The sequence below is a fragment of the Pseudomonas sp. HR1 genome (assembly GCF_030175875.1).
GTDB lineage: Bacteria > Pseudomonadota > Gammaproteobacteria > Pseudomonadales > Pseudomonadaceae > Chryseomonas > Chryseomonas oryzihabitans.
The window spans coordinates 256,257-274,549 of the sequence record NZ_JASNRF010000001.1; the positions used below are offsets into that span (position 1 = coordinate 256,257).

Annotated in this window: 18 protein-coding genes and 1 pseudogene; 3 read left to right on the plus strand and 16 right to left on the minus strand. The window is 68.6% G+C overall.

Annotation, left to right across the window (positions count from 1 at the left end; genetic code table 11):
- Window positions 1-176: 176 nt before the first annotated feature.
- Window positions 177-1,856, plus strand: coding sequence for an ArnT family glycosyltransferase (locus tag QKY98_RS01160; protein WP_284670205.1), 1,680 nt, complete (start codon window positions 177-179; stop codon window positions 1,854-1,856).
- Between the two features lie 86 nt (window positions 1,857-1,942).
- Here the strand turns inward: QKY98_RS01160 and QKY98_RS01165 are convergent, their stop codons facing one another.
- The 12 genes from QKY98_RS01165 to rutA all read right to left on the minus strand — a co-directional run bounded on the left by QKY98_RS01165 (window position 1,943) and on the right by rutA (window position 12,779).
- The gene (locus QKY98_RS01165; protein ID WP_284670206.1) at window positions 1,943-2,635 is read right to left on the minus strand and encodes a cysteine hydrolase family protein; all 693 of its coding nucleotides are present in this window, start codon (window positions 2,633-2,635) and stop codon (window positions 1,943-1,945) included.
- Window positions 2,632-3,558, minus strand: a complete 927-nt coding sequence (locus tag QKY98_RS01170) for an ABC transporter permease (protein ID WP_027600937.1) — start codon at window positions 3,556-3,558, stop codon at window positions 2,632-2,634. The genes QKY98_RS01165 and QKY98_RS01170 overlap by 4 nt, the downstream gene beginning before the upstream one ends.
- Window positions 3,555-4,682, minus strand: coding sequence for an ABC transporter permease (locus tag QKY98_RS01175; protein ID WP_027600938.1), 1,128 nt, complete (start codon window positions 4,680-4,682; stop codon window positions 3,555-3,557). Before QKY98_RS01175 ends, QKY98_RS01170 begins: the two co-directional genes overlap by 4 nt.
- Complete coding sequence (locus tag QKY98_RS01180) at window positions 4,675-6,189, minus strand: ABC transporter ATP-binding protein (RefSeq protein ID WP_108582419.1); 1,515 nt, start codon at window positions 6,187-6,189, stop codon at window positions 4,675-4,677. The genes QKY98_RS01175 and QKY98_RS01180 overlap by 8 nt, the downstream gene beginning before the upstream one ends.
- A gap of 118 nt (window positions 6,190-6,307) precedes the next feature.
- On the minus strand, window positions 6,308-7,399 hold the full coding sequence (locus tag QKY98_RS01185; RefSeq protein WP_108582418.1) for a BMP family ABC transporter substrate-binding protein: 1,092 nt from the start codon (window positions 7,397-7,399) through the stop codon (window positions 6,308-6,310).
- 20 nt (window positions 7,400-7,419) lie between these two features.
- Window positions 7,420-7,806 (minus strand): VOC family protein, encoded by a 387-nt coding sequence (locus QKY98_RS01190; protein ID WP_027600056.1) that lies wholly within the window; start codon window positions 7,804-7,806, stop codon window positions 7,420-7,422.
- Window positions 7,806-8,825: an isopenicillin N synthase family dioxygenase gene (locus QKY98_RS01195; protein ID WP_284670207.1), complete on the minus strand. Its 1,020-nt coding sequence runs from the start codon at window positions 8,823-8,825 to the stop codon at window positions 7,806-7,808. Before QKY98_RS01195 ends, QKY98_RS01190 begins: the two co-directional genes overlap by 1 nt.
- Before the next feature lie 352 nt (window positions 8,826-9,177).
- A complete protein-coding gene (locus QKY98_RS01200) occupies window positions 9,178-9,699 on the minus strand; it encodes a flavin reductase (protein WP_042138494.1) in 522 nt (173 codons plus the stop codon).
- Between the two features lie 4 nt (window positions 9,700-9,703).
- Window positions 9,704-10,489, minus strand: coding sequence for a pyrimidine utilization protein D (gene rutD, locus QKY98_RS01205; RefSeq protein WP_284670208.1), 786 nt, complete (start codon window positions 10,487-10,489; stop codon window positions 9,704-9,706).
- 83 nt (window positions 10,490-10,572) lie between these two features.
- Entirely contained in the window at window positions 10,573-10,956 is a 384-nt protein-coding gene (gene rutC, locus QKY98_RS01210; protein WP_027600052.1) for a pyrimidine utilization protein C, read from the minus strand.
- A 6-nt stretch (window positions 10,957-10,962) separates the two neighbouring features.
- Window positions 10,963-11,691, minus strand: coding sequence for a pyrimidine utilization protein B (rutB, locus tag QKY98_RS01215; protein ID WP_077171505.1), 729 nt, complete (start codon window positions 11,689-11,691; stop codon window positions 10,963-10,965).
- Complete coding sequence (rutA, locus tag QKY98_RS01220) at window positions 11,691-12,779, minus strand: pyrimidine utilization protein A (protein ID WP_027600944.1); 1,089 nt, start codon at window positions 12,777-12,779, stop codon at window positions 11,691-11,693. Before rutA ends, rutB begins: the two co-directional genes overlap by 1 nt.
- Window positions 12,780-13,121: 342 nt before the next feature.
- On the opposite strand from rutA, the gene rutR reads away from it, so the two are divergent.
- Window positions 13,122-13,808 (plus strand): HTH-type transcriptional regulator RutR, encoded by a 687-nt coding sequence (gene rutR, locus QKY98_RS01225; protein WP_027600049.1) that lies wholly within the window; start codon window positions 13,122-13,124, stop codon window positions 13,806-13,808.
- Here the strand turns inward: rutR and QKY98_RS01230 are convergent.
- The gene (locus tag QKY98_RS01230; RefSeq protein WP_027600946.1) at window positions 13,805-14,710 is read right to left on the minus strand and encodes an alpha/beta fold hydrolase; all 906 of its coding nucleotides are present in this window, start codon (window positions 14,708-14,710) and stop codon (window positions 13,805-13,807) included. The genes rutR and QKY98_RS01230 overlap by 4 nt on opposite strands.
- Window positions 14,711-14,837: 127 nt before the next feature.
- Between QKY98_RS01230 and QKY98_RS01235 the strand changes: the two genes are divergently transcribed.
- Entirely contained in the window at window positions 14,838-15,302 is a 465-nt protein-coding gene (locus QKY98_RS01235; protein WP_027600947.1) for a GNAT family N-acetyltransferase, read from the plus strand.
- Here the strand turns inward: QKY98_RS01235 and QKY98_RS23830 are convergent.
- From QKY98_RS23830 to eutC, 3 genes and pseudogenes are all read right to left on the minus strand, one after another.
- Window positions 15,283-16,416: a methyl-accepting chemotaxis protein gene (locus QKY98_RS23830; protein WP_502945078.1), complete on the minus strand. Its 1,134-nt coding sequence runs from the start codon at window positions 16,414-16,416 to the stop codon at window positions 15,283-15,285. The two genes, QKY98_RS01235 and QKY98_RS23830, sit on opposite strands and share 20 nt — an antisense overlap.
- A gap of 255 nt (window positions 16,417-16,671) precedes the next feature.
- Window positions 16,672-17,277: pseudogene (locus tag QKY98_RS23835) on the minus strand (cache domain-containing protein); the annotation flags it as partial.
- A 112-nt stretch (window positions 17,278-17,389) separates the two neighbouring features.
- Window positions 17,390-18,205: an ethanolamine ammonia-lyase subunit EutC gene (eutC, locus tag QKY98_RS01245; protein WP_077171500.1), complete on the minus strand. Its 816-nt coding sequence runs from the start codon at window positions 18,203-18,205 to the stop codon at window positions 17,390-17,392.
- Between the last annotated feature and the right edge of the window lie 88 nt (window positions 18,206-18,293).

Sequence of the window (18,293 nt, forward strand, 5' to 3'; positions counted from 1 at the left end):
GCGCTCGATAACCAGCCCTGGCACCAATACCAGCCATCGCGGCCATGGGCCGCTCCTACAGGCCCAACCCAAGCCTGTAGGAGCGGCCCAAGGCCGCGATCGCCCCCCGCTACCCCCTTAAGCCCCCTCTAAGCCAACTCCCGTATACCGGCAGGATTCCGCCAAGAGTCCCTGCCGTGCTCCCCTCCTCTTCCACCGCCTCCCCCAGAGCCGCACAGCTGGAGCGGGCCTTGCTGCTCGGCTGCCTGGCCGCCTACCTGCTCGCCGGCCTGTTCGGTCGTGGTCTGTGGAAGGCCGACGAACCCTATTCCTTCGGCATGGTGTGGAATTTCCTCACCACCCCGGACTGGCTGGTGCCCCGAGTCGGCACCGCGCCCTTCATGGAAAAGCCGCCGCTGATGTACTGGACCGGCGCCTTGACCGCGCGACTGGCCACGCCCTGGCTGAGTGCGCCCGACGGCGCGCGGCTGGCGGTGCTGGGCTGGATGCTGGTGACCCTGGCCGCCCTCGCCTGGCTGACCGAGCGGCTGCTGCCCGGCCGCCGGCGCGAGGCCGTGCTCGCCCTGCTGGGCATGCTCGGGGTGGTGCAGCACAGTCATCTGCTGATCGCCGACGTGCCCCAGCTGGCCGGCGCCACCCTGGGCCTTGCCGGGCTGGCCGCGCAGCTGCACGACAACCGCCATCCCTGGCGCCGTGGCCTACTGTTTGGCAGCGGCCTGGGCATCGCCTTCATGAGCAAGGGCCTGCTGGTCCCCGGGGTGCTGGGCCTCACCGGACTGCTTTGTGCGCTCTGCTGGCCGCGGCGGCTGGTCGAGCCGGAAGGACGGCACTGGCTGCTCGCCGCCAGCCTGGCCGCCCTGCCCTGGCTGCTGGTCTGGCCGGCGCTGCTCTGGCACCGGTCGCCGGAGCTGTTCCATACCTGGCTGTGGACCAACAACATCGGCCGCTTCTTCGGCCTGGAGGCGCGCAACAGCGATACCGATGGCCTGGCCTCCAGCCTGGCGGATTTGCTGGCGCTGTCCTTTCCCACCGGGCTGATCCTGCTGGGCGCCACGCTCTGGCAGCTGTATCGCCGCGGCGGCAGCCCGCTGAAGCGCCTGGGTCGGCATCCGGGACTGGCCACGGTGGTGCTCTATGCCATCGTCTGCCTGGCGGTCCTGCTCAAGTCGGCGGTGTTCCGCAGCCTCTATCTGCTGCCGCTGTTTCCGGCCCTGGCGCTGCTGGCGGCGCGGCTGCAGCCTCCGCCCGCGCTCGCCGCCCTCGGGCGCACCCTCGGCCTGGCCTTCTGGACGCCGATCATCGTCTTGCTGACCTTGGGCGGTTTCGGCCTGGCGCTGGGCTGGCCGCTGCCCTGGCCAGCGCTGGTCCGGGACCATCTGCCGCTCGCTGAACGACTGCCGGTCGGCCTGCTGGCCTGGACCCTCGCCGCGCTGGCGTTGCTCGGCTGGGGCCTGGCACTAGGACTGCACAGACGCCTGGCACCCGGCAGTCTCTGGTTCGTCGGCCTCACCGTGAGCTGGAGTCTGGCCAACAGCCTCTGGCTGCCCTGGGTCGACCTGGGCAACAGCTATGCCCGGCCCTTCACCGAGTTGCAGCGGGTGCTGCCACGGACGGATTGCGTGGCCAGCTACGGCCTGGGCGAGTCGGAGCGTTCCATGCTGCACGTCTACGGCGGCTACCCACCATTGGAGCTGACCGCGCTGCGTCAGGCGCCCTGCCAGGTGCTGGTGGTACAGGACGAATGGCACGAAGCCGTGGCGGTACCGCCGGGCTGGCAGTTGCTCTGGCAGGGCGCGCGGCCCGGCAATCTCAAGGAGCGCTTCCGCGCCTTCATGGTGTCGCCGCGGGTGCCCTGAGGTGTTGGATGCTCAAGCCAACCTACGGCGCCCCCGACGCAGGTTGGGTTGAGACGGCTCCATCGTCGAAGCCCAACGGACCGCGATCAGGAGTCGCTGCCATCACCCCAGGCCGAGAGCAGATCCTGGGATTCCATCACCAGCCCCAGATGCAGGGAGACCATGCTCAGCGCCGCTCGCTCCAGGCTTTCATTGGTCCCTCGTACCAGGTCGCGCAGGACGATGACGCGATAGGTGCGGTTGCTGGCATCGAAGGCGGTGTTGAGCACGCAGCAGTCGGTGAAGCCGCCATCCAGCACCACGGTGGTGATGCGCTGGTTGCGCAGCAGGAAGTCCAGGTCGGTGGGATAGAAGGCCGACAGCCGCCGCTTGTTTTCCACCCGCAGATCCTCGGGCAGCACCTCGGTGAGCAACTCGGTCCAAGGCGAGCCTTCCAGGGCATGGGCGTCGGCATTGGGAATCGGCCCGACGTGCAGCGGAAAGGTCCGTCGCCAGGCCGCGGGAATGCCGCCCAGGTCATCGGCGCCATTGGCGCGCAGTACCGACTTCACATGGACGATGCGCACGCCCAGGGCGCGGGCCTGGCGGTGGAAGGCATCCACCGGCGCCACCAGATCGCGGGCGCGGGGCGCCGGGCAGGGGCAATCCGGCGAGGCGTCCAGGTGGCCGCGGTGCAGATCGATGGACAGCACCGCCGTGGTGCTCGGGTCCAGGTAGTCGGCGAAGTCCGTCCGCGCCAGCAGCCGGGGTTCCTCATAGACGAAAGCACGCAGGTTCATCGACGCTCCTCGCGGACATAGGCTTCGCCCAGGGCGCCGGGTTGGCTCAGGCGGTCACGCCCGGCCAGGGCGACCCAGATCATCACGCCCAGGGTGACGGCATAGGGCGCCATCAGGATGAAGTATTGCGACAGCCGCACCCCGGCGGCGGCCAGCTGGGGAATCAGCGCCTCGATGCAGCCGAACAGCAGCGCCCCGGCCAGGGCGCGCCAGGGCGACCAGCGGGCGAAGATCACCAGGGCTACGGCGATCCAGCCACGGCCGCCGGTCATCTCGGCGATCCACAGCTTGGTGCTGAGCACGGCGATATAGCCGCCGGCGAGACCCACCAGCGCCGCGCCGGCGAGGATCGCCAGCAGTCGATAGCCGGCCACCGAGAGACCGGCGGCATCGGCCGCCTGGGGATTCTCGCCCACCGCCCGCAGGCGCAGGCCGGGGGTGGTGCGTTCGAGCCAGGCGATGACGGCGAGAAAGATCAACGGAGTCAGGTAGACCAGCAGGTTCTGCTGGAATAGACGCCCCACCAGCGGCAGCTCCGACAGCGGCCAGAGCGCCAGCGCCGGCAGGCCGGCCACCGGCTGGTTGGTCCAGCCCCAGAGGGTACCGAGCAGGCCGGTGAGGCCCTGGCAGAAGAACACCAGGGTCAGGCCGGCGATCACCTGGTTGATGCGCAGCCAGATCACCATGACCGCGAACAGCAGCGAGACCAGCGCCGCCGCGCCCATGGCCGCCAGCAGCGCCAGGCCGGCATTGCCCAGGGCCAGTTGCGCGCCGATGCCGAACAGGGCGCCGACCAGCATCAGGCCCTCGGCATGCAGGGCCAGCACCCCGGATCTTTCCGTGAGGATCAGCCCCAGCGCCGCCAGGGCGTAGGGTATGGCGAAGTCGGGGACGTTACCCAGCCAGCTGGCGAGCAGGTTCAAGCGGCACCTCCCTGGCTGCGTCTGAGCCGATGGCGGATGAAGAAATCCGAGGACGCCACGCAGATGACGATCAGCGCCTGGATCAGCTGCACCATGGCGAAGGGGATCTGGTAGAACACCTGCAGATTGCGCCCTGCGACGAACAGGGTCGCCACCAGGAAGGCCACCACGGCGGCGGCCAGGGGGTTGTTGCGCGCTAGGAAGGCGATGAGGATCCCGGAGAAGCCATAGCCCTGGTAGAAGGACTGGGTCAGCCGCCCCTCCTGCCCGGCCGCCACCACGAAGCCGGCCAGCCCGGCCAGGGCGCCGGAGGCCAGCACCGTGGCGAGGATGGTGGTGCGCACCGGCACCCCCACGGCGCCGGCCACCCGCGGATTGGCGTCGACGAATCTCAGGTAGAGCCCGGCCCGGCTCAGGGCCACGAACCACCAGGCCAGCACCGCCACCAAGAGCGCCAGGGGCACCGCCAGGCTCAGCCCGGGCAGCAACTCCGGCAGCCGCTCGAAGGGGCGGAACAGCGGCGAATAGGGAAAGGCGTCGCGCGGGTCCTTCCAGGGACCGAACACCAGGTGCAGCAGGAAGTTGGCGGCGATGTAGTTGAGCATCAGCGAGGCGATGATCTCGTTCACCCCCAGGCGCAGCTTGAGCAGCAAGGGCGCCAGTGCCCAGAGCAGACCGCCGAGCAGCGCCGCCACCAGCATCAGCGGCAGGCGCAGGGCCTCCGGACCGATCTCGAACAGCGACACCGCCGTGGCGCCGATGGCCCCCCAGATCATCTGGCCTTCCAGGCCCAGGTTCCAGAAGCGCGCGCGAAAGGCCAGGCAGCCGGCCAGGCCGACCAGGATCACCGGCGCGGCCTGGAACAGGGTGGCCTGCAGACTCTGGGCATCGAACAGGGTGGCGACCACGAATTCGTTGAGCAACTCGCCGGCCGGCACCCCGGCCAGGACCAGGATCGCAGCCGACAGGCCCAGGCCCAAGAGCAGCGCCAGGCCGAGGATCAGCGCCTGCCAGGGCCAGGCCAGCTGCTGGCGGATCTCCAGGGTGTAGCGCCGGCTGAACAGCGGTTGCCGTGGTCGCGGGCCATCGACCGGGGAAAGCGGAGCACTCAGGGGTTCAAGCATGATTCACCATGGCATGGCCGATCGCCTGGCGATCGGCGGGTCGCTGGAATTCGGCGACGAGGCGTCCGGCGCTCATCACCCCGATGCGATCAGCGAGGGCCAGCACCTCGTCCAGGTCTTCGCTGATCAACAACACCGCGGCGCCGGCCTCGCGGGCAGCCAGCAGCCGTGCCTGCACCTCGGCACCGGCACGCACGTCGAGGCCACGGCTGGGGCTGTGGGCCAGCACCAGCCGCGGTTCGCGGCCGAACTCCCGGGCGATCACCAGCTTCTGGGCGTTGCCGCCGGAGAGCAGCGCCGCCTTCTGCCGCACCGAGCGCACGCCCTGAACATCGAATTGCGTGACCGCCGCCTGGGTCGCCGCTTCCTGGGCGCGTCTATCCAGGCGGGCGAAACCACCGAAGCGACCGCTGTGCACCGCACCGATGGCGAAGTTGTCGGCCACCGACAGGGAGCCGGCCAGGGCACTGCCATAGCGGTCGGCGGGAATGGCGGCGATGCGCAGGTCGCGGCGGCGGGCGCTGGCAGCCGCGGCCAGGTCGCCGAAGCCCTCCAGCCGCACCTCGCCTTCGTAGGGCTGCGGCAGTCCCATCAGCACATCGGCCAGTTCACCCTGGCCGTTGCCGCCGACGCCGGCGATGCCATAGATCTCGCCAGCGCGCAGTTCCAGATCGATGCCATCCAGGGCGCGCCGCCCGCCGCGTTCCGGGGTGCGCAGGCCGCGCACCCTGAGCAGCGGTGCCCCGGCAGCACGGCGCGGGGTATCGGCCAGCGGCTGGGCGTCCCCCACGGTAAGGCGTACCAGTTCGTCCACCGACACCTCGGCGGGGTCCAGGCTGCGCAGGGTGCGACCGCCGCGCATCACCGTGAGGCGGTCGGCGTAGGTCAGGGCGTCCTGCATGCGATGGGTCACCAGCACCACCGCCGCGCCCTCCGCCGCCAGGGCGCGCAGGGTCTGCAACAGCCGCTCGCCTTCGCCATCGGTAAGCACCGCGGTGGGTTCGTCGAGGATGAGGATGCGCGCCCCGGCCAGTAGCACCTTGAGGATTTCCACCCGCTGCTGCTCGGCGATGGACAGCTCCGCCACCCGCTGCTCCGGGCGGATGGCGAAGCCCAGGGCGGCGGCCTGCTGGCGAATACGCTCGCTGATCTCGGCCAGGCGCCGGCGATGGCTACCCTCCCCCGCCGGCAGGCCGAGCAGGACGTTCTCCGCCACACTGAAGGGTCGCACCAGCTTGAAGTGCTGGTGGACCATGCCGATGTGCAAGCGGGCGGCGTCCGCCGGACCGCGTAGCCGCACCAGGTTGTCGTCCACCAGGAGCTCACCGGTCTCCGGCGCATAGAGGCCGGCGGCGATGTTCATCAGCGTCGACTTGCCCGCGCCGTTCTCGCCGAGCAGCGCATGCACCTCGCCCCAGCGCACCAGGAAATCCGCCTGCTGCAGCGCCTGGAAGCCATCGAAGGTCTTGCCGACGCCGCGCAGTTGCAGGGCGTTGTGTCTTTTCATGCTGGTCGGCCTTTATCCAGGGATCGCCTCCGTGGAAAACGCTGCGCGGTTTTCCACCCTACTCAGGCATCAGCTCCGGTGCCGGGCCTCGAGAGACCCGGCACCCAGAGGTGAACCGCTACTTCTGCGTCGTCACGCCCTGGACGAACCAGTCCATCTGCCACAGCGCCGGGTCGGACAGCACCTGGCCGGCGGGGACGCGCTCCTTGCCGTCGCGATCATTCAGGGGACCGGCGTAGATCTGCTTGCCCTTGAGCAGGGCCTCGCGCTCGGCCAGGATCTTCTCCTGGGCCGCCTTGGGCACGGCATCGCCGAAGCCGGCGATGTCGGTGCCGCCGTCGGCCATGGACACCAGGGCACCGTTGGGCGCGGGTTTCCAGTGGCCGGCGATCACGCGCTTGAGCTCGGGCACCAGGAAGCGATCCCAGACCCACACCGAGGAACAGAGGGTGGCCTTGGGCGCGAACTGGCGCATGTCGCGGTGGTGGCCGGTACCATACACGCCGCGCTCCTGGGCGACGATCTGCGGCGTGGGGGTGTCCACGTGCTGGCCGATGACGTCGGCGCCCTGGTCGATCAGGGCGGCCGCCGCGGCGCGCTCCTTGACCGGATCGTTCCAGCTGCCGGTATAGATCACCGTGAGGGTGGCGTTGGGATTCATCTGCCGGGCGCCTAGCTCGTAGGCGTTGATGGTCCAGTTCACCACGCCGAAAGGATTGGCAGCGACGAAGCCCAGCTTGCCGGTCTTGGAGGCCGCGCCCGCGGCCATGCCGCAGAGGTACTGGCTCTCGTAGGTACGACCGTAGAAGGATTCCAGGTTGCGCCCGTTGGTGGTGCCCGAGGCGTTGAGGAAGGCCACCTCGGGATACTGGTCGGCCAGTTGCTTGAAGGTGTCGGAATAGCCGAAGGCGGTACCGATGACGATGTTGGCGCCGCGCTTGATGAAGCGCTCGGCCGCCGGGCGGATGGCCGAGGCGGTCTCCGGCACGTTTTCCACGAACTGGATCTTCAGGCCCAGTTCCTTCTCGATCTTGACCCGCGCCTCGTCCATGGCCTGGGTCCAGCCGCCGTCGTTCTTGGCGGTGAAATACAGCATGGCGATCTTCGGCTCGCCCTTGAGGGTGAAGCCCTCGTCGTCCGCCCGTGCCACGCTGCCCAGCCCTACCAGCGCCAGCACGCACGCCACTCTTCCCAGCCATCTGCTCAGCATCGTCTCGTCCTTAGTCTTGTCTACAACATGTGGTTGATACGGAACACGTTGCCTTCCGGGTCCAGCAGCACCGCCTGGTACCAGTGGTAGTAGGTTTCGTAGGGCGCCTTCAGCAGCCGGGCGCCAGCGGCCTCGGCCACCGGCACCAGCCGGTCCACCTCGGCGCGGCTGTCCACCTCCAGGTTGAGCAGGAAGCGGCAGCCTTCACTGCCGGCGAATTCGCCCAGCCCCAGCAGTTCATAGGCTTCCGGCGCATTGAAGCCGATGGCGGTCTTGCCGGTGTCCAGGCCGCGAAAGATCGGCGAGCGGATCGCCTCGATCTCCGGGAAGCCGAACACCCGCTGGTAGAAGCCGCTCAGGGCCACCACGTCCTGGGCGAAGACGTTGACGTAGGAAAGACTCGGCATCAGGCCACCCGCACGCCGGTCTGGGTACCGCCAAAGGTGGTCTGCTTGACGAACTTGGATCTCAGGTGGTCGCCCGAGGTGATGGGCGCATGGCGCGGCGGCGTGCCGGGCGTGGCGCAACCGGGCAGGCATTCGATGAGGGTGTCGTAGTTGGGCTGGTGGAAGAACACCAGGGACTGGCGGCGGGTGTCGCAACCGGCATCCGCCGGTGGATTCACCACCCGGTGCAGGGTCGAGACCCAGCGGTCGTTGGTCCACTGCATCATCAGGTCGCCGATGTTGACCACGAAGCTGCCCGGCACCTTGGGCACGTCCACCCACTCGCCGTCGGCATTGCGCACCTGCAGGCCACCGGGGGCGTCGTCGGGACGGACGATGGTCAGGCTGCCGTAGTCGGTATGGGCACCGGCGCGCAGCTGGCCAGGCAGCGCCGCCTGCTTCTGGTGGGGATAGCAGAGGGTGCGGAACATGCTGATGTGGCGATCGATGCGGCTGTCGAAGTAGGTCTCCGGCAAGTCCAGCCCCAGGGCGAAGAGCCGCATCAGGGTGCGCGCCAGATCGCTCATGGCGGCGAAATACTCTGCATAGGCCTGGCGAAAGCCGGGAATGGCCGCGGGCCAGACATTGGGCGCGAAGTGCGGCCCGGCTTCGGGACCGCGGTAGTAGGCCGTCTCCGGGACATCCAGCGGCCCGATGGAAAAGGATTCCTTGAGATCCCCCGGCGCCGCCTCCTCCAGGCTGTAGGACAGACTTTCCTCGGCCACTGCGCTGTAGCCGCGTACCTGATCCGGGCGCGGTCGATCGGCCTTGCGTTTCTCGGCCAGCGGCAGGTCGAAGAAGGCCCGCGACAGGCGCGAAACGCGCTCGACCAATTCGTCGGGCACCTGATGGTGGGTGATGACCAGAAAGCCGATGTCGCGGCAGGCCTGGTCGACGGCCTTGGCCACCGCCTGCTTGCCGGCGGTCGAGCCTGCGAAATAGGGGGCCAGATCGATGATGGGAACACTGGACAGCGACATGACGGACCTCACGAGTGGGACGGAAGGAGACAGCGCGACGCACGTTCACCGGGCAGGACGGCAGCAGGGAAATTGCAACCGTTGTGCCATCTTTGGACCATTTGGTAAAAACTATAAAAGCCAATCAAAACAGCGGGTTGAGGGAGAAAGTCAGGATCCGCTGCTGGTGCGCTGCACCTCGAACGGTCAGCGTGCACCGGGGTGGCGCCTGGGGATGCGGTCAGGGCTGACAGGGAAGGCTTTGGGGTGTCGGATCGGCGTGGCGGTGTTGGGCTTCGCTGCGCTCAACCCAACCTACGGCGGTCATGGGTTGGGTTGAGACGGCTCCCTCGTCGAAGCCCGACAGCCCCCGCTAGGCCAGCTCGTGATAACGCCGGTCGAAGTACAGCAGTCCGCCTTCGCCACCCGGCTCGGCCACCCCCAGCACCTCGCAGAGCAACAGGTCGTGGCTGCCCACCGACTGCACCCCGGCGATGCGGCAATCGCAGGCCACCAGGGCGCCGTCCAGCACCGGCGCACCGGTGGCGAGGCGGGTCCAGCGCGCCGCGGCGAAACGTTCGGCCATGGCGGTCTTGCCGCCGAAGAGGTTGGCCAGCGCCTGCTGGCCGGCGGCCAGGACGTTGACGCAGAGCACGCCGTTGGCGCTGAAGGCCGGATGCACCGAGGCGCCGCGGTTGAGGCAGACCAGCAGGGTCGCCGGGCTGTCGCTGACGCTGCATACGGCGGTGGCGGTAAAGCCGGCCGGGCCGGCCGGACCATCGGTGGTGACCAGATTGACCGCGGCGCCCAGGCGCGCCATGGCCCCACGGAAGAGGTCGCGTTCGACCGGGGCGGCGGGCGTCGTGGCAGGCGGCAAGGCATGGGCAACGGACATGGCGCTATTCCTCGGAAGATTGGCTGAGATAGTCGAGCACCACCCGGTCGAAAGTGGCGGGGTCGGTGACGCTGGAGGCATGGCCGCCCCACTCCAGCAATTCGAAGCTGGCCTGGGGCAGGCCCGTGGCCAGGCGCTGGGACGAGGTCCAGGGCACCAGCACATCGTCGCGGTTGGCCAGCACCAGGGTCGGCACCTCGATCCGCGCCAGTTCGGCGTCCACGTCGAAAGCCAGCAGGGCGCCGATGCGCCGCAGGACATTGGCCTCACCGGGGAAGTGCGCCAGGGCATGGGCCTCGTCGGCGGCCAGGCGCTCGCCGTGTTCGGCGATCCAGGTGGCCGGATAGAGAAAGATCGCCTGGGCCTGGACATAGGCCGCGGCGCCGCTGTCGCGCAGCAGCCGTTGACGCAGGGCGAAGCAGCGCCCGGTGTGCGGATTGGGCCGGCTCCAGGCATTGACCAGCACCTGGCGGCGGATCAGGCCCGGGCGCAGCAGGTTGGCCTGCAGGCCCACCAGGCCACCCAGCGCATGGCCCATGAACAGACAGCGGTCGAGTTCCAGGCGATCAGCCAGCGCCAGCAGGTCCTCGGCCATATGCTGGATGCGGTAGTCCGCCGGCAACTCGGCCGGGCTCTTGCCGGTGCCGGTCTGGTCATAGACCACCACCCGGAATCTTTCGCCGAGGGTCGCCAGCTGCGGCGCCCAGAAGGCCCCGGCGCCGCCCAGCCCGGAGCTGAGCAGCAGGGTCTCGGCCGCCGGATCCTGGCGGCCATGGAGTTCGAAGTGCATGGGCGGTCCTTGAAGGTTGGGTGGTTGAGGCGGCCCTCACCCCAGCTCTCTCCCAGAGGGAGAGGGGCTAGACGGAGCGCGGCCTAGCCGACATGGGCGATGCTGGCGATCTCGATCAGGGCGTCGGGCTTCACCAGGCCGCACTGGATGCAGTAGCGCGCCGGCTTCTCGCCGGGAAAGAATTCGGCGTACACCGCATTGATGGCGGCGTAGTTCGCCCAGTCGGTGAGCATGATCATGTTGAAGGTGACGTCGGCCATGGTGCCGCCGGCCGCCTCCACCACGCCCTGGATGGTGGTGAGCACATGGCGTGCCTGGGCCGCGGCGTCGCCGACGTGGACCACGTTGTTCTGGGCATCGAACGGCAGAGTGCCGGAGACATAGAGCACCCCATCGGCCAGGCTGCCAGGCACGAAGGGGGCGATGGGGGTACCGGTACCGGCGGGGATCACGGCTTGCTTGGGCATGGTGGCTCAGTCCTTGGCGAAGGTGGTGTGGAAGTCGGCGCAGCTGGCGACCCAGCCGAAGAAGGTCTCGATGTTGAACAGCGCGGCCTCGTGGGCCGAACGGGGCCCGGCCTGGTGGCAGGCGTCGTGCAGACAGACGCCGAAGTATTCGAGGAAGAAGCCGTCCCTCAGGGTCGACTCCACGCAGACGTTGGTGGCGACGCCGACGAACACCAGGTTGCGGATGCCACGGGCGCGCAGCAGGCTGTCCAGGTGGGTGTTGTAGAAGCCGCTGTAGCGGGTCTTGGGCACCACCAGGTCGGCGGCGGCCGGCTGCAGCCGATCCACCAGGGCATAGTCCCAGCCACCCTTGGCCAGCAGCTGCCCCTGCAATTCGGGTCGCTTGCGCATGGTCTTGAGGGCATTGGACTTGTGCCAGTTGGGCGAACCCGGCCCGCCCGCCTCGCGATACTCCGGATCCCAGCCATTCTGGAACCAGACCACCTGAATGCCCGCGCCGCGGGCGGTCTCCACCACGGCGGCGACGTTCTCGATCACCGGGCCGGTGGCCGAGACGTCGAAGCCGGCCAGATCCAGATAGCCGCCCTGGCTGGCGTAGGCGTTCTGCATGTCCACCACGATCAGGGCGGTCTCGCTGGCCTTGAGCCGCACAGGTTCGGGACGCGCCGGCAGCGTCACGGCTTCGGCGTCGTCGGCAGGCAGGGCATAGCCCGCCAGGGTTTCCACAGCGTTCATCAGGCACTCTCCTTGAGCAGATCGACGTGACGGCGGCTCTGCATCAGCGGCTGGATGCGCTCGCCGAAGTCGGTCACGCCCTGGACGAAGTCATCGAAGGTCAGCAGCACCCCGCTGGCCCCGGGTACCTCGGCGATCTCGTCGAGCATCCGTGCCACGCTGGCGAAGGAGCCCACCAGGGTGCCCATGTTGATGTTCACCGCCGAGGTCGGATCAGCCATCTGCCGCACGTTGGTGTCGCTGCCGGACTTGGTGTCGGCGGCCGCCTGGGCGCCCAGCCAGGCGATGGCCTCCTCGTCGGCCCCGGCCTTGTAGTGCTCCCACTTGGCGCGAGCGGCCTCGTCGGTCTCGGCGGCGATGATCATGAATAGGGCGATGGAGGAGACCTCGCGCCCGGTCTTGGCGGTGGCGGCCTGCAGCCGCTCCACCGCCGGGGCGAAGGCCTTGGGCGTGTTGACGCCCTTGCCGAAGACGAAGCTGTAGTCGGCGTGTTCGGCGGCGAAGGCCAGGCCGGCATCGCTCGCCCCGGCGCAGACGATCTCCATGGGTGCCTGGGGCTGCGGACTGACCCGGCAGTCTTCCATGCGGAAGTGCGCGCCCTGGAAGTCCGACTGGCCGGTGCCCCAGAGATCGCGCAGCACCTGGGCGTATTCACCGAGGTATTGATAGCGACTGGCAAAGAACTCATCGCCTGGCCAGAGCCCCATCTGGCTGTATTCGGGCTTTTGCCAGCCGGTGACCAGGTTGACGCCGAAGCGGCCACCGGAAATGCAGTCGATGGTGGCGGCCATGCGCGCGACGATGGCCGGCGGCAGGGTCAGGGTCGCGGCGGTGGCGAACAGCTTGATGCGCGAGGTCACCGCCGCCAGCCCGGCCATGAGGGTGAAGGACTCCAGGTTGTGGTCCCAGAATTCGGTCTTACCGCCGAAGCCGCGCAGCTTGATCATCGACAGGGCGAAGTCGAAGCCGTAGTGCTCGGCACGCTGCACGATCTCGCGATTCAGCTCGAAGGTGGGCCGGTACTGGGGCGCGTTTTCCGACAGCAGCCAGCCGTTGTTGCCGATGGGAATGAAGACACCGATGTTCATCGCTCGCACTCTCCCGCAGTCAGGAATCGAAGCGCATCCAGATGCGCCGTTGCTGCAGGATCGGAGCAGAAAGCTTGCCAAGTCTTGAAAGTTCAAGCCAATCAAACACTTGGGATCTATTCGAGAATAAAACTGGACCATTTGGTCCAGATTAGAGCACCTAGTTTGTGCAAGACGCCCGAATCCGGGGCATGCAGGCTGGCGCGTCATGCTAGAGTTCGGAGACCGGCGCGCTACCCTTCGGGGTCTGCCGATGATTCGTCACCAGGACGGTGCGAAGCTCAACGACCGCGCCTGCAGCCGGCCCGCGTCAGATGTCCAAGAAGGCCCAAGGAGCAGTTCGTGAGTCAGGCCAGTGATCTTCCGCCACGCAAGTCCCGCCAACCCAGCCCTGCCGCCCAGCAACGCCGGCAGCGCCAGATAGAAGCCAAGCGCGCCCAGATCCTCAGCGCGGCGCTCGATATCTTTTCCCGCTTCGGTCTGCACGGCGCCAGTCTGGATCAGGTGGCGCTGCAGGCGGACGTCTCCAAGACCAACCTGCTCTACTATTTCAGCAACAAGGAAGAGCTCTATGTCGCCGTGCTGCGTCAGCTGCTGGCGACCTGGCTGAATCCCCTGCGCACCTTCAGCGAAGAGCAAGAACCCCTCGACGCCCTGCGCGGCTATCTGCGCCAGAAGCTGGAGATGTCCCGCGACTATCCCGCCGAGTCCCGGCTGTTCTGCCTGGAGATGGTCCAGGGCGCACCGCTGCTGCTGCCCGAATTGCAGGGCAGCCTGCACGACCTGATGGACGAGAAGACCCGGGTGATCCGCACCTGGATCGCCGCCGGCAAGCTGGCCCCGGTGGATCCGCACCACCTGATCTTCAGCATCTGGGCCATCACCCAGCACTATGCAGACTTCCGGGTGCAGGTGCAGACCCTGTGCGGCCGCTCGCTGAAGGATCCGCTGTTCTTCGACGAGGTCCTGCAGGGCCTGGAGACGCTGATCATCGACGGGCTCAGGCCCCGCGCCGGCGGCCCGGCCTAGGCCGCCAGGAAGAACTCGGCGAACAACTCGCTCAGCCTCGGCCAGAGCGGTGCCGGCAGGTCATGGGCCATGTCCGGTATCAGCTCGAAGCGGGCGCCGGGAATGGCCCGCGCCACGGCGCGACCACAGGCCGGACGCAGCAAGGGATCCCGCGCGCCGTGCACCACCAGGGTCGGCGCCTGGATGCGGCGGGCGAAGGGCCGCAGATCGCCGCTGCCGAGCAGGGCGAACAACTGCCGCTGCACCCCCTCCACATCCACCCCGCGCGCCAGGATACGCTGCACCAGTCGTTCCAGATCGGCCTCGCTCTGGCGATACCTCGGACTCTCGATACCGCGCAGCAGGGCCTTCTGCCGGGCGAGCGCCGCCTCCGCCGGCAGATCGGCCGGCGGCCGCAGCAGCAGGCTGCCCAGCAGCTTGAACGAGGGTGGCGGCAACAGCGGCTGATTGGTCGACGAGAACAGGATGCCCAGCCGCGCGACCCGCTGAGGCCATTGAGCGGCGAGGATCTGGGCGATCATGCCGCCCATGGAGCCACCCAGTACGAAGGCGCGTTCCAGCCCCAGGTGATCGAGCAGCCCGACCGCATCGGCGGCCATGGCTTCCAGGCGATAGGGCACCGCGCTGGGCTTGCCCAGTTGCGCCCGCCCCAGCACCGGCCACAGTGAAGGCGGCCGTCCACCCGGCCAGCTCAGCCGCGAGGACTGGCCGACGTCGCGATTGTCGAAACGAATCACCCGCAGGCCCCGGCGCACCAGGGCCTCGCAGAAGCCTTCCGGCCAGAGCAGCAACTGGGCGCCAAAGCCCATGATCAGCAGCAGCGCCGGATCGGCGGGATCGCCCCAGTCCTCATAGGCCAGCTCGAGGGCGCCGACCCGGGCGCGACCTTCACGTATGTCCATGGCTCCCTCGCGAAATGGCTAAAGGGCCATGCTACCCCAAGGTCGTACCCGCGAAAGCGGCAGAACCGGGCGGTCACGCAGCGCTGCTGCGCTATGCTCGGACAGACCTCTTCCAGAGACCTTCGCCATGTCCGCAGCGCCCCTGGTTTACCACCTGACCGACGAAGCACGCGAAGACCTGCGCCAGGCCATCGCCGCGCCGCTGAGGCGCTACAACGACAGCCAGGCGGGCCCGAGCGGTTACCGGGCCCTGGTCATCAGCCTGACCCGTGGCGGCGAAGCCCTCGGCGGCCTCTGGGGCTACACCAGCTATGGCTGGCTCTATGTGCAGTTGCTGGCGGTGGAGGAAGCCGCCCGCGGCCAGGGCGCCGGCCGCGAATTGCTGCGGCGCGCCGAGGCCGAAGCCCTGGCCCGCGGTTGCCACGGCGCCTGGCTCGACACCCACGAATTCCAGGCCCGCGGCTTCTACGAACGCCTGGGCTACGAGGTATTCGGCGAGCTGGCGGACTATCCGCCGGGCTTCGCGCGGTATTTCCTGCGCAAGGCGCTGTGCCCGACGCCCGCCGTCGGCACTAGCGCTGGCCCTGACTGAGGGCGCTGAGGCGGGTCGAGAGTCCCTGCATCTCCTGGCCGAGCTGACGCAGCGCACCGGCGTCGCGGGCGCCCTCCTCGCTCGCCGCATGGATACGCACCGCCAGTTCATTGATTTCCTGGGTCACGTGGCTCTGCTCCTGGGCGGCCACGGCGATCTGCTGAGCGCGCTCGACGATGCCATCGAAGCTGTCGACGGTCCCGCTCAGGGTGCCGGCCACGACGGTCGCCTCTCGGACGGCGACTTCGGTACGCTGCACCCCGGCCTGCATGGTGGCCACGGCGGCGCTCGACGCCTGGCGCAGGCTGGCGATCATCCCCTGGATTTCGTTGGCGGACGCCTGGGTCCGCCCGGCCAGCGTGCGCACCTCGTCGGCGACCACGGCGAAGCCGCGTCCCTGTTCACCTGCCCGGGCCGCCTCGATGGCGGCGTTGAGGGCCAGCAGGTTGGTCTGTTCGGAGATCGACTTGATCACGTCCAGCACGCCGCCGACCCGCTCGATGTCCTCGCCCAGATGGGTGATGGCGGTGGCAGCGCCACCGATCTCCTGGGCCAGCCCCTGCATGGAGTCGGTGTTGCGCGCCATCTGGCTCTGGCCGGTGTGCACCGTGCCGAGCGAAGCGCGGGCCACGTCCGAGCAGTCGGTGGTGTTGCGCGCCACCTCGCCGGCGCTGGCCGACATCTCGGTGATGGCCGTCGCCAGCAGGGTGTTGTCTTCGCGCTGCTTTTCCGCCCGATCGGCCAGGCCATGGGAGAGTTGCGCCAGCTCGGTCGCCTGGCCCTGCAGCAGCGAGGCGTCGGCGGCGATCCGGCGGAGCATCTCGCGCAGCGAGCCGGCATAGCGATTGACCGCGCCGCGCAAGCGGCCGATTTCGTCGGCACGCCGGATGTCCAGTTCGCTCGCGTTGGCACCGTCCTGGCCCAGGCGCTCGATCTGCAGGGTGGTCTCTTCCAGCTGGGCCAGCAGGCGACGGCCGGCGAGCCAGGCTATGCCCAGCAGCAGTGCCAGGAGCGGCAACAGCAAGAGCAGCATCTGGCTGGTCAGGCGCGTGGCCAGGCCGGTGACCTGAGCTTCGGGCGTGACCAGACCGACCTGCCAGCCGGTCGCATCCATCGGCACCAGGGTGACGTAAGCGGCGCCATCGAGCTGGCGGTCGTGAGGGAGGTACAGGGTGCGGTTGCCCGTTTGGCCGAGGGCATCCGCCACCGCCTTGAACGAGGCCTCACCCGCGATCACGTCGTTCAGCGTCGGCAGGCCCTTGGCACCCTTGATCCCAGGGAAATAGAGCAGATTGCCACTGCGATCGACGGCGAAGGCATAGCCACCGGTCACGCCACCCTGGCGTTCGAGGAAGGCGGCGAGACCATCGAGCTTGAGGTCCAGCGTCGCCACGCCGGCGAAGGCGTTCTGTTGGCGATAGGGCACGCTGCAGGTGGTCATGGCGACCTGGCTGACCGGGTCCTGGTAGGCGTCGGACCAGACGCACCGTCCCGCGGTGGCCGCCTTGGCATCGCGATACCAGGATTCGTCGCGATAGGCCGAGGTCTGGGGCGCATTGTAGTCGTCCGAGTACTCCAGGCCGCCGGCGCCGTTGCGAGCCCAGAAGAAGCTGCGGCGGTCGACCCCCGGGGTGAAGGCGGCGGGTTCCGGCCAGAGGCCGCCGCCGGCGATAGCCTGGTCGCCGTGGCTGTCGATGAGCCTTGGCAGGACGGCCTTCACCAGCCCTTCGTCATGGGGCAGCGTCTCGCCCAGATCCGCCAGGGCCACGCTGGTCCCTTCGATACGCGCCAGCTGCAGGGCGAGTTGCCGTGCGATGGCGGTGGCCGACTGTTCGGCCGCGGCCGTCCCGGCGGCCACCAGTTGCGGTTTACCACCAAAGGCCATCACGGCGTAGACGCCGATGGCGGTGAGCCCCAGCAGGCAAAGCACGCCCAGGGTCATGCGCCCGGCGATGCGGGTGGGTATCAGAGTCATACGGCGGCTCCAGAAGGTTGCCAGGGGGAATGGCCAGTATTACGGCCGGGACGGCGGTCAATTGAGCGAAGCGATATCCCCGCGCGGGATACCGCCGATGAACGGCGGGCAATCAGCCCGCGGTGAGGAAGTTGCCGATCCGGGCGTTGTCCTGCCCACCTTCCAGCAGCGGCACCTCGGCTTCGTCCTTGAGTTGCACGCCGGAGAGCTTGCGGCGATCCGCTTCGCGCATCAGGTAGAGCAGCTTGTGCGCCGCCAAGCCATAGGCCAGGCCCTCCAGGCGCACGTTGGAGATGCAGTTGCGATAGGCGTCGTTGAGGCCCGGGCGCGGGCCGTAGGTGAAGTAGAGGCCGAGGCTGTCGGGCGAACTCAGACCGGGGCGCTCGCCGATCAGCATCACCAGCAGACGCGCCTTGAGCAGCCCGCCGATCTCGTCGCCCACCGCTACCCGCCCCTGCTCCACCAAGGTCACCGGCGCCCAGCGCCAGCCCTCGGCCCCGGCCTGGTCGGCGAGGCGCTCCAGGAACGGCAGCGCATGGCGATGCACCGCCAAGGCCGAGAGGCCATCGGCAATGACCACGGCGACGTCGAAGCCCACGGGATGCTCGGCGGCATAGGCCTGTAGCTCACGCGCGGATTCCTCGGACAGCCTGCGGCCTAGATCCGGCCGCTGCAGATAGGTGTGGCGATCCGGCGCGGCGCTCTTGAGCACCAGGGTCTCGCGACCCTGGGCGGCCAGGCCTTCGCGCAACGCCTGATGATCGAAAGCCAGGTGCACCGCATCGCGGGCCTGGGCGTGGGCGGCCTGGAAGTCCAGCTGGGCCGACGTCGGCAGGCTGGTGCCGGCGCGGCCCAGGGCGATGCGCGCCGGGGTCAGGCGCCGCAATTCGGCCCAGGGGTCGGGGCGGGCGGTGTCGTTGGGGTTCATGAGCGACTCCTGAACGATTCGGTATCTAAGCTATCGCGGCCATGGGCCGCTCCTACGGGTACAGAGGGAGTTTGTAGGAGCGGCCCAT

Excerpts from the sequence above, each read along its gene's own strand:
- QKY98_RS01165 (WP_284670206.1), bottom strand. The coding sequence starts at position 2,635 with ATGAACCTGCGTGCTTTCGTCTATGAGGAACCCCGGCTGCTGGCGCGG.
- QKY98_RS01175 (WP_027600938.1), bottom strand. The coding sequence starts at position 4,682 with ATGCTTGAACCCCTGAGTGCTCCGCTTTCCCCGGTCGATGGCCCGCGA.
- QKY98_RS01180 (WP_108582419.1), bottom strand. The coding sequence starts at position 6,189 with ATGAAAAGACACAACGCCCTGCAACTGCGCGGCGTCGGCAAGACCTTC.
- QKY98_RS01185 (WP_108582418.1), bottom strand. The coding sequence starts at position 7,399 with ATGCTGAGCAGATGGCTGGGAAGAGTGGCGTGCGTGCTGGCGCTGGTA.
- QKY98_RS01190 (WP_027600056.1), bottom strand. The coding sequence starts at position 7,806 with ATGCCGAGTCTTTCCTACGTCAACGTCTTCGCCCAGGACGTGGTGGCC.
- QKY98_RS01195 (WP_284670207.1), bottom strand. The coding sequence starts at position 8,825 with ATGTCGCTGTCCAGTGTTCCCATCATCGATCTGGCCCCCTATTTCGCA.
- QKY98_RS01200 (WP_042138494.1), bottom strand. The coding sequence starts at position 9,699 with ATGTCCGTTGCCCATGCCTTGCCGCCTGCCACGACGCCCGCCGCCCCG.
- rutD (WP_284670208.1), bottom strand. The coding sequence starts at position 10,489 with ATGCACTTCGAACTCCATGGCCGCCAGGATCCGGCGGCCGAGACCCTG.
- rutC (WP_027600052.1), bottom strand. The coding sequence starts at position 10,956 with ATGCCCAAGCAAGCCGTGATCCCCGCCGGTACCGGTACCCCCATCGCC.
- rutB (WP_077171505.1), bottom strand. The coding sequence starts at position 11,691 with ATGAACGCTGTGGAAACCCTGGCGGGCTATGCCCTGCCTGCCGACGAC.
- rutA (WP_027600944.1), bottom strand. The coding sequence starts at position 12,779 with ATGAACATCGGTGTCTTCATTCCCATCGGCAACAACGGCTGGCTGCTG.
- QKY98_RS01230 (WP_027600946.1), bottom strand. The coding sequence starts at position 14,710 with ATGGACATACGTGAAGGTCGCGCCCGGGTCGGCGCCCTCGAGCTGGCC.
- QKY98_RS01235 (WP_027600947.1), top strand. The coding sequence starts at position 14,838 with ATGTCCGCAGCGCCCCTGGTTTACCACCTGACCGACGAAGCACGCGAA.
- QKY98_RS23830 (WP_502945078.1), bottom strand. The coding sequence starts at position 16,416 with ATGGATGCGACCGGCTGGCAGGTCGGTCTGGTCACGCCCGAAGCTCAG.
- eutC (WP_077171500.1), bottom strand. The coding sequence starts at position 18,205 with ATGAACCCCAACGACACCGCCCGCCCCGACCCCTGGGCCGAATTGCGG.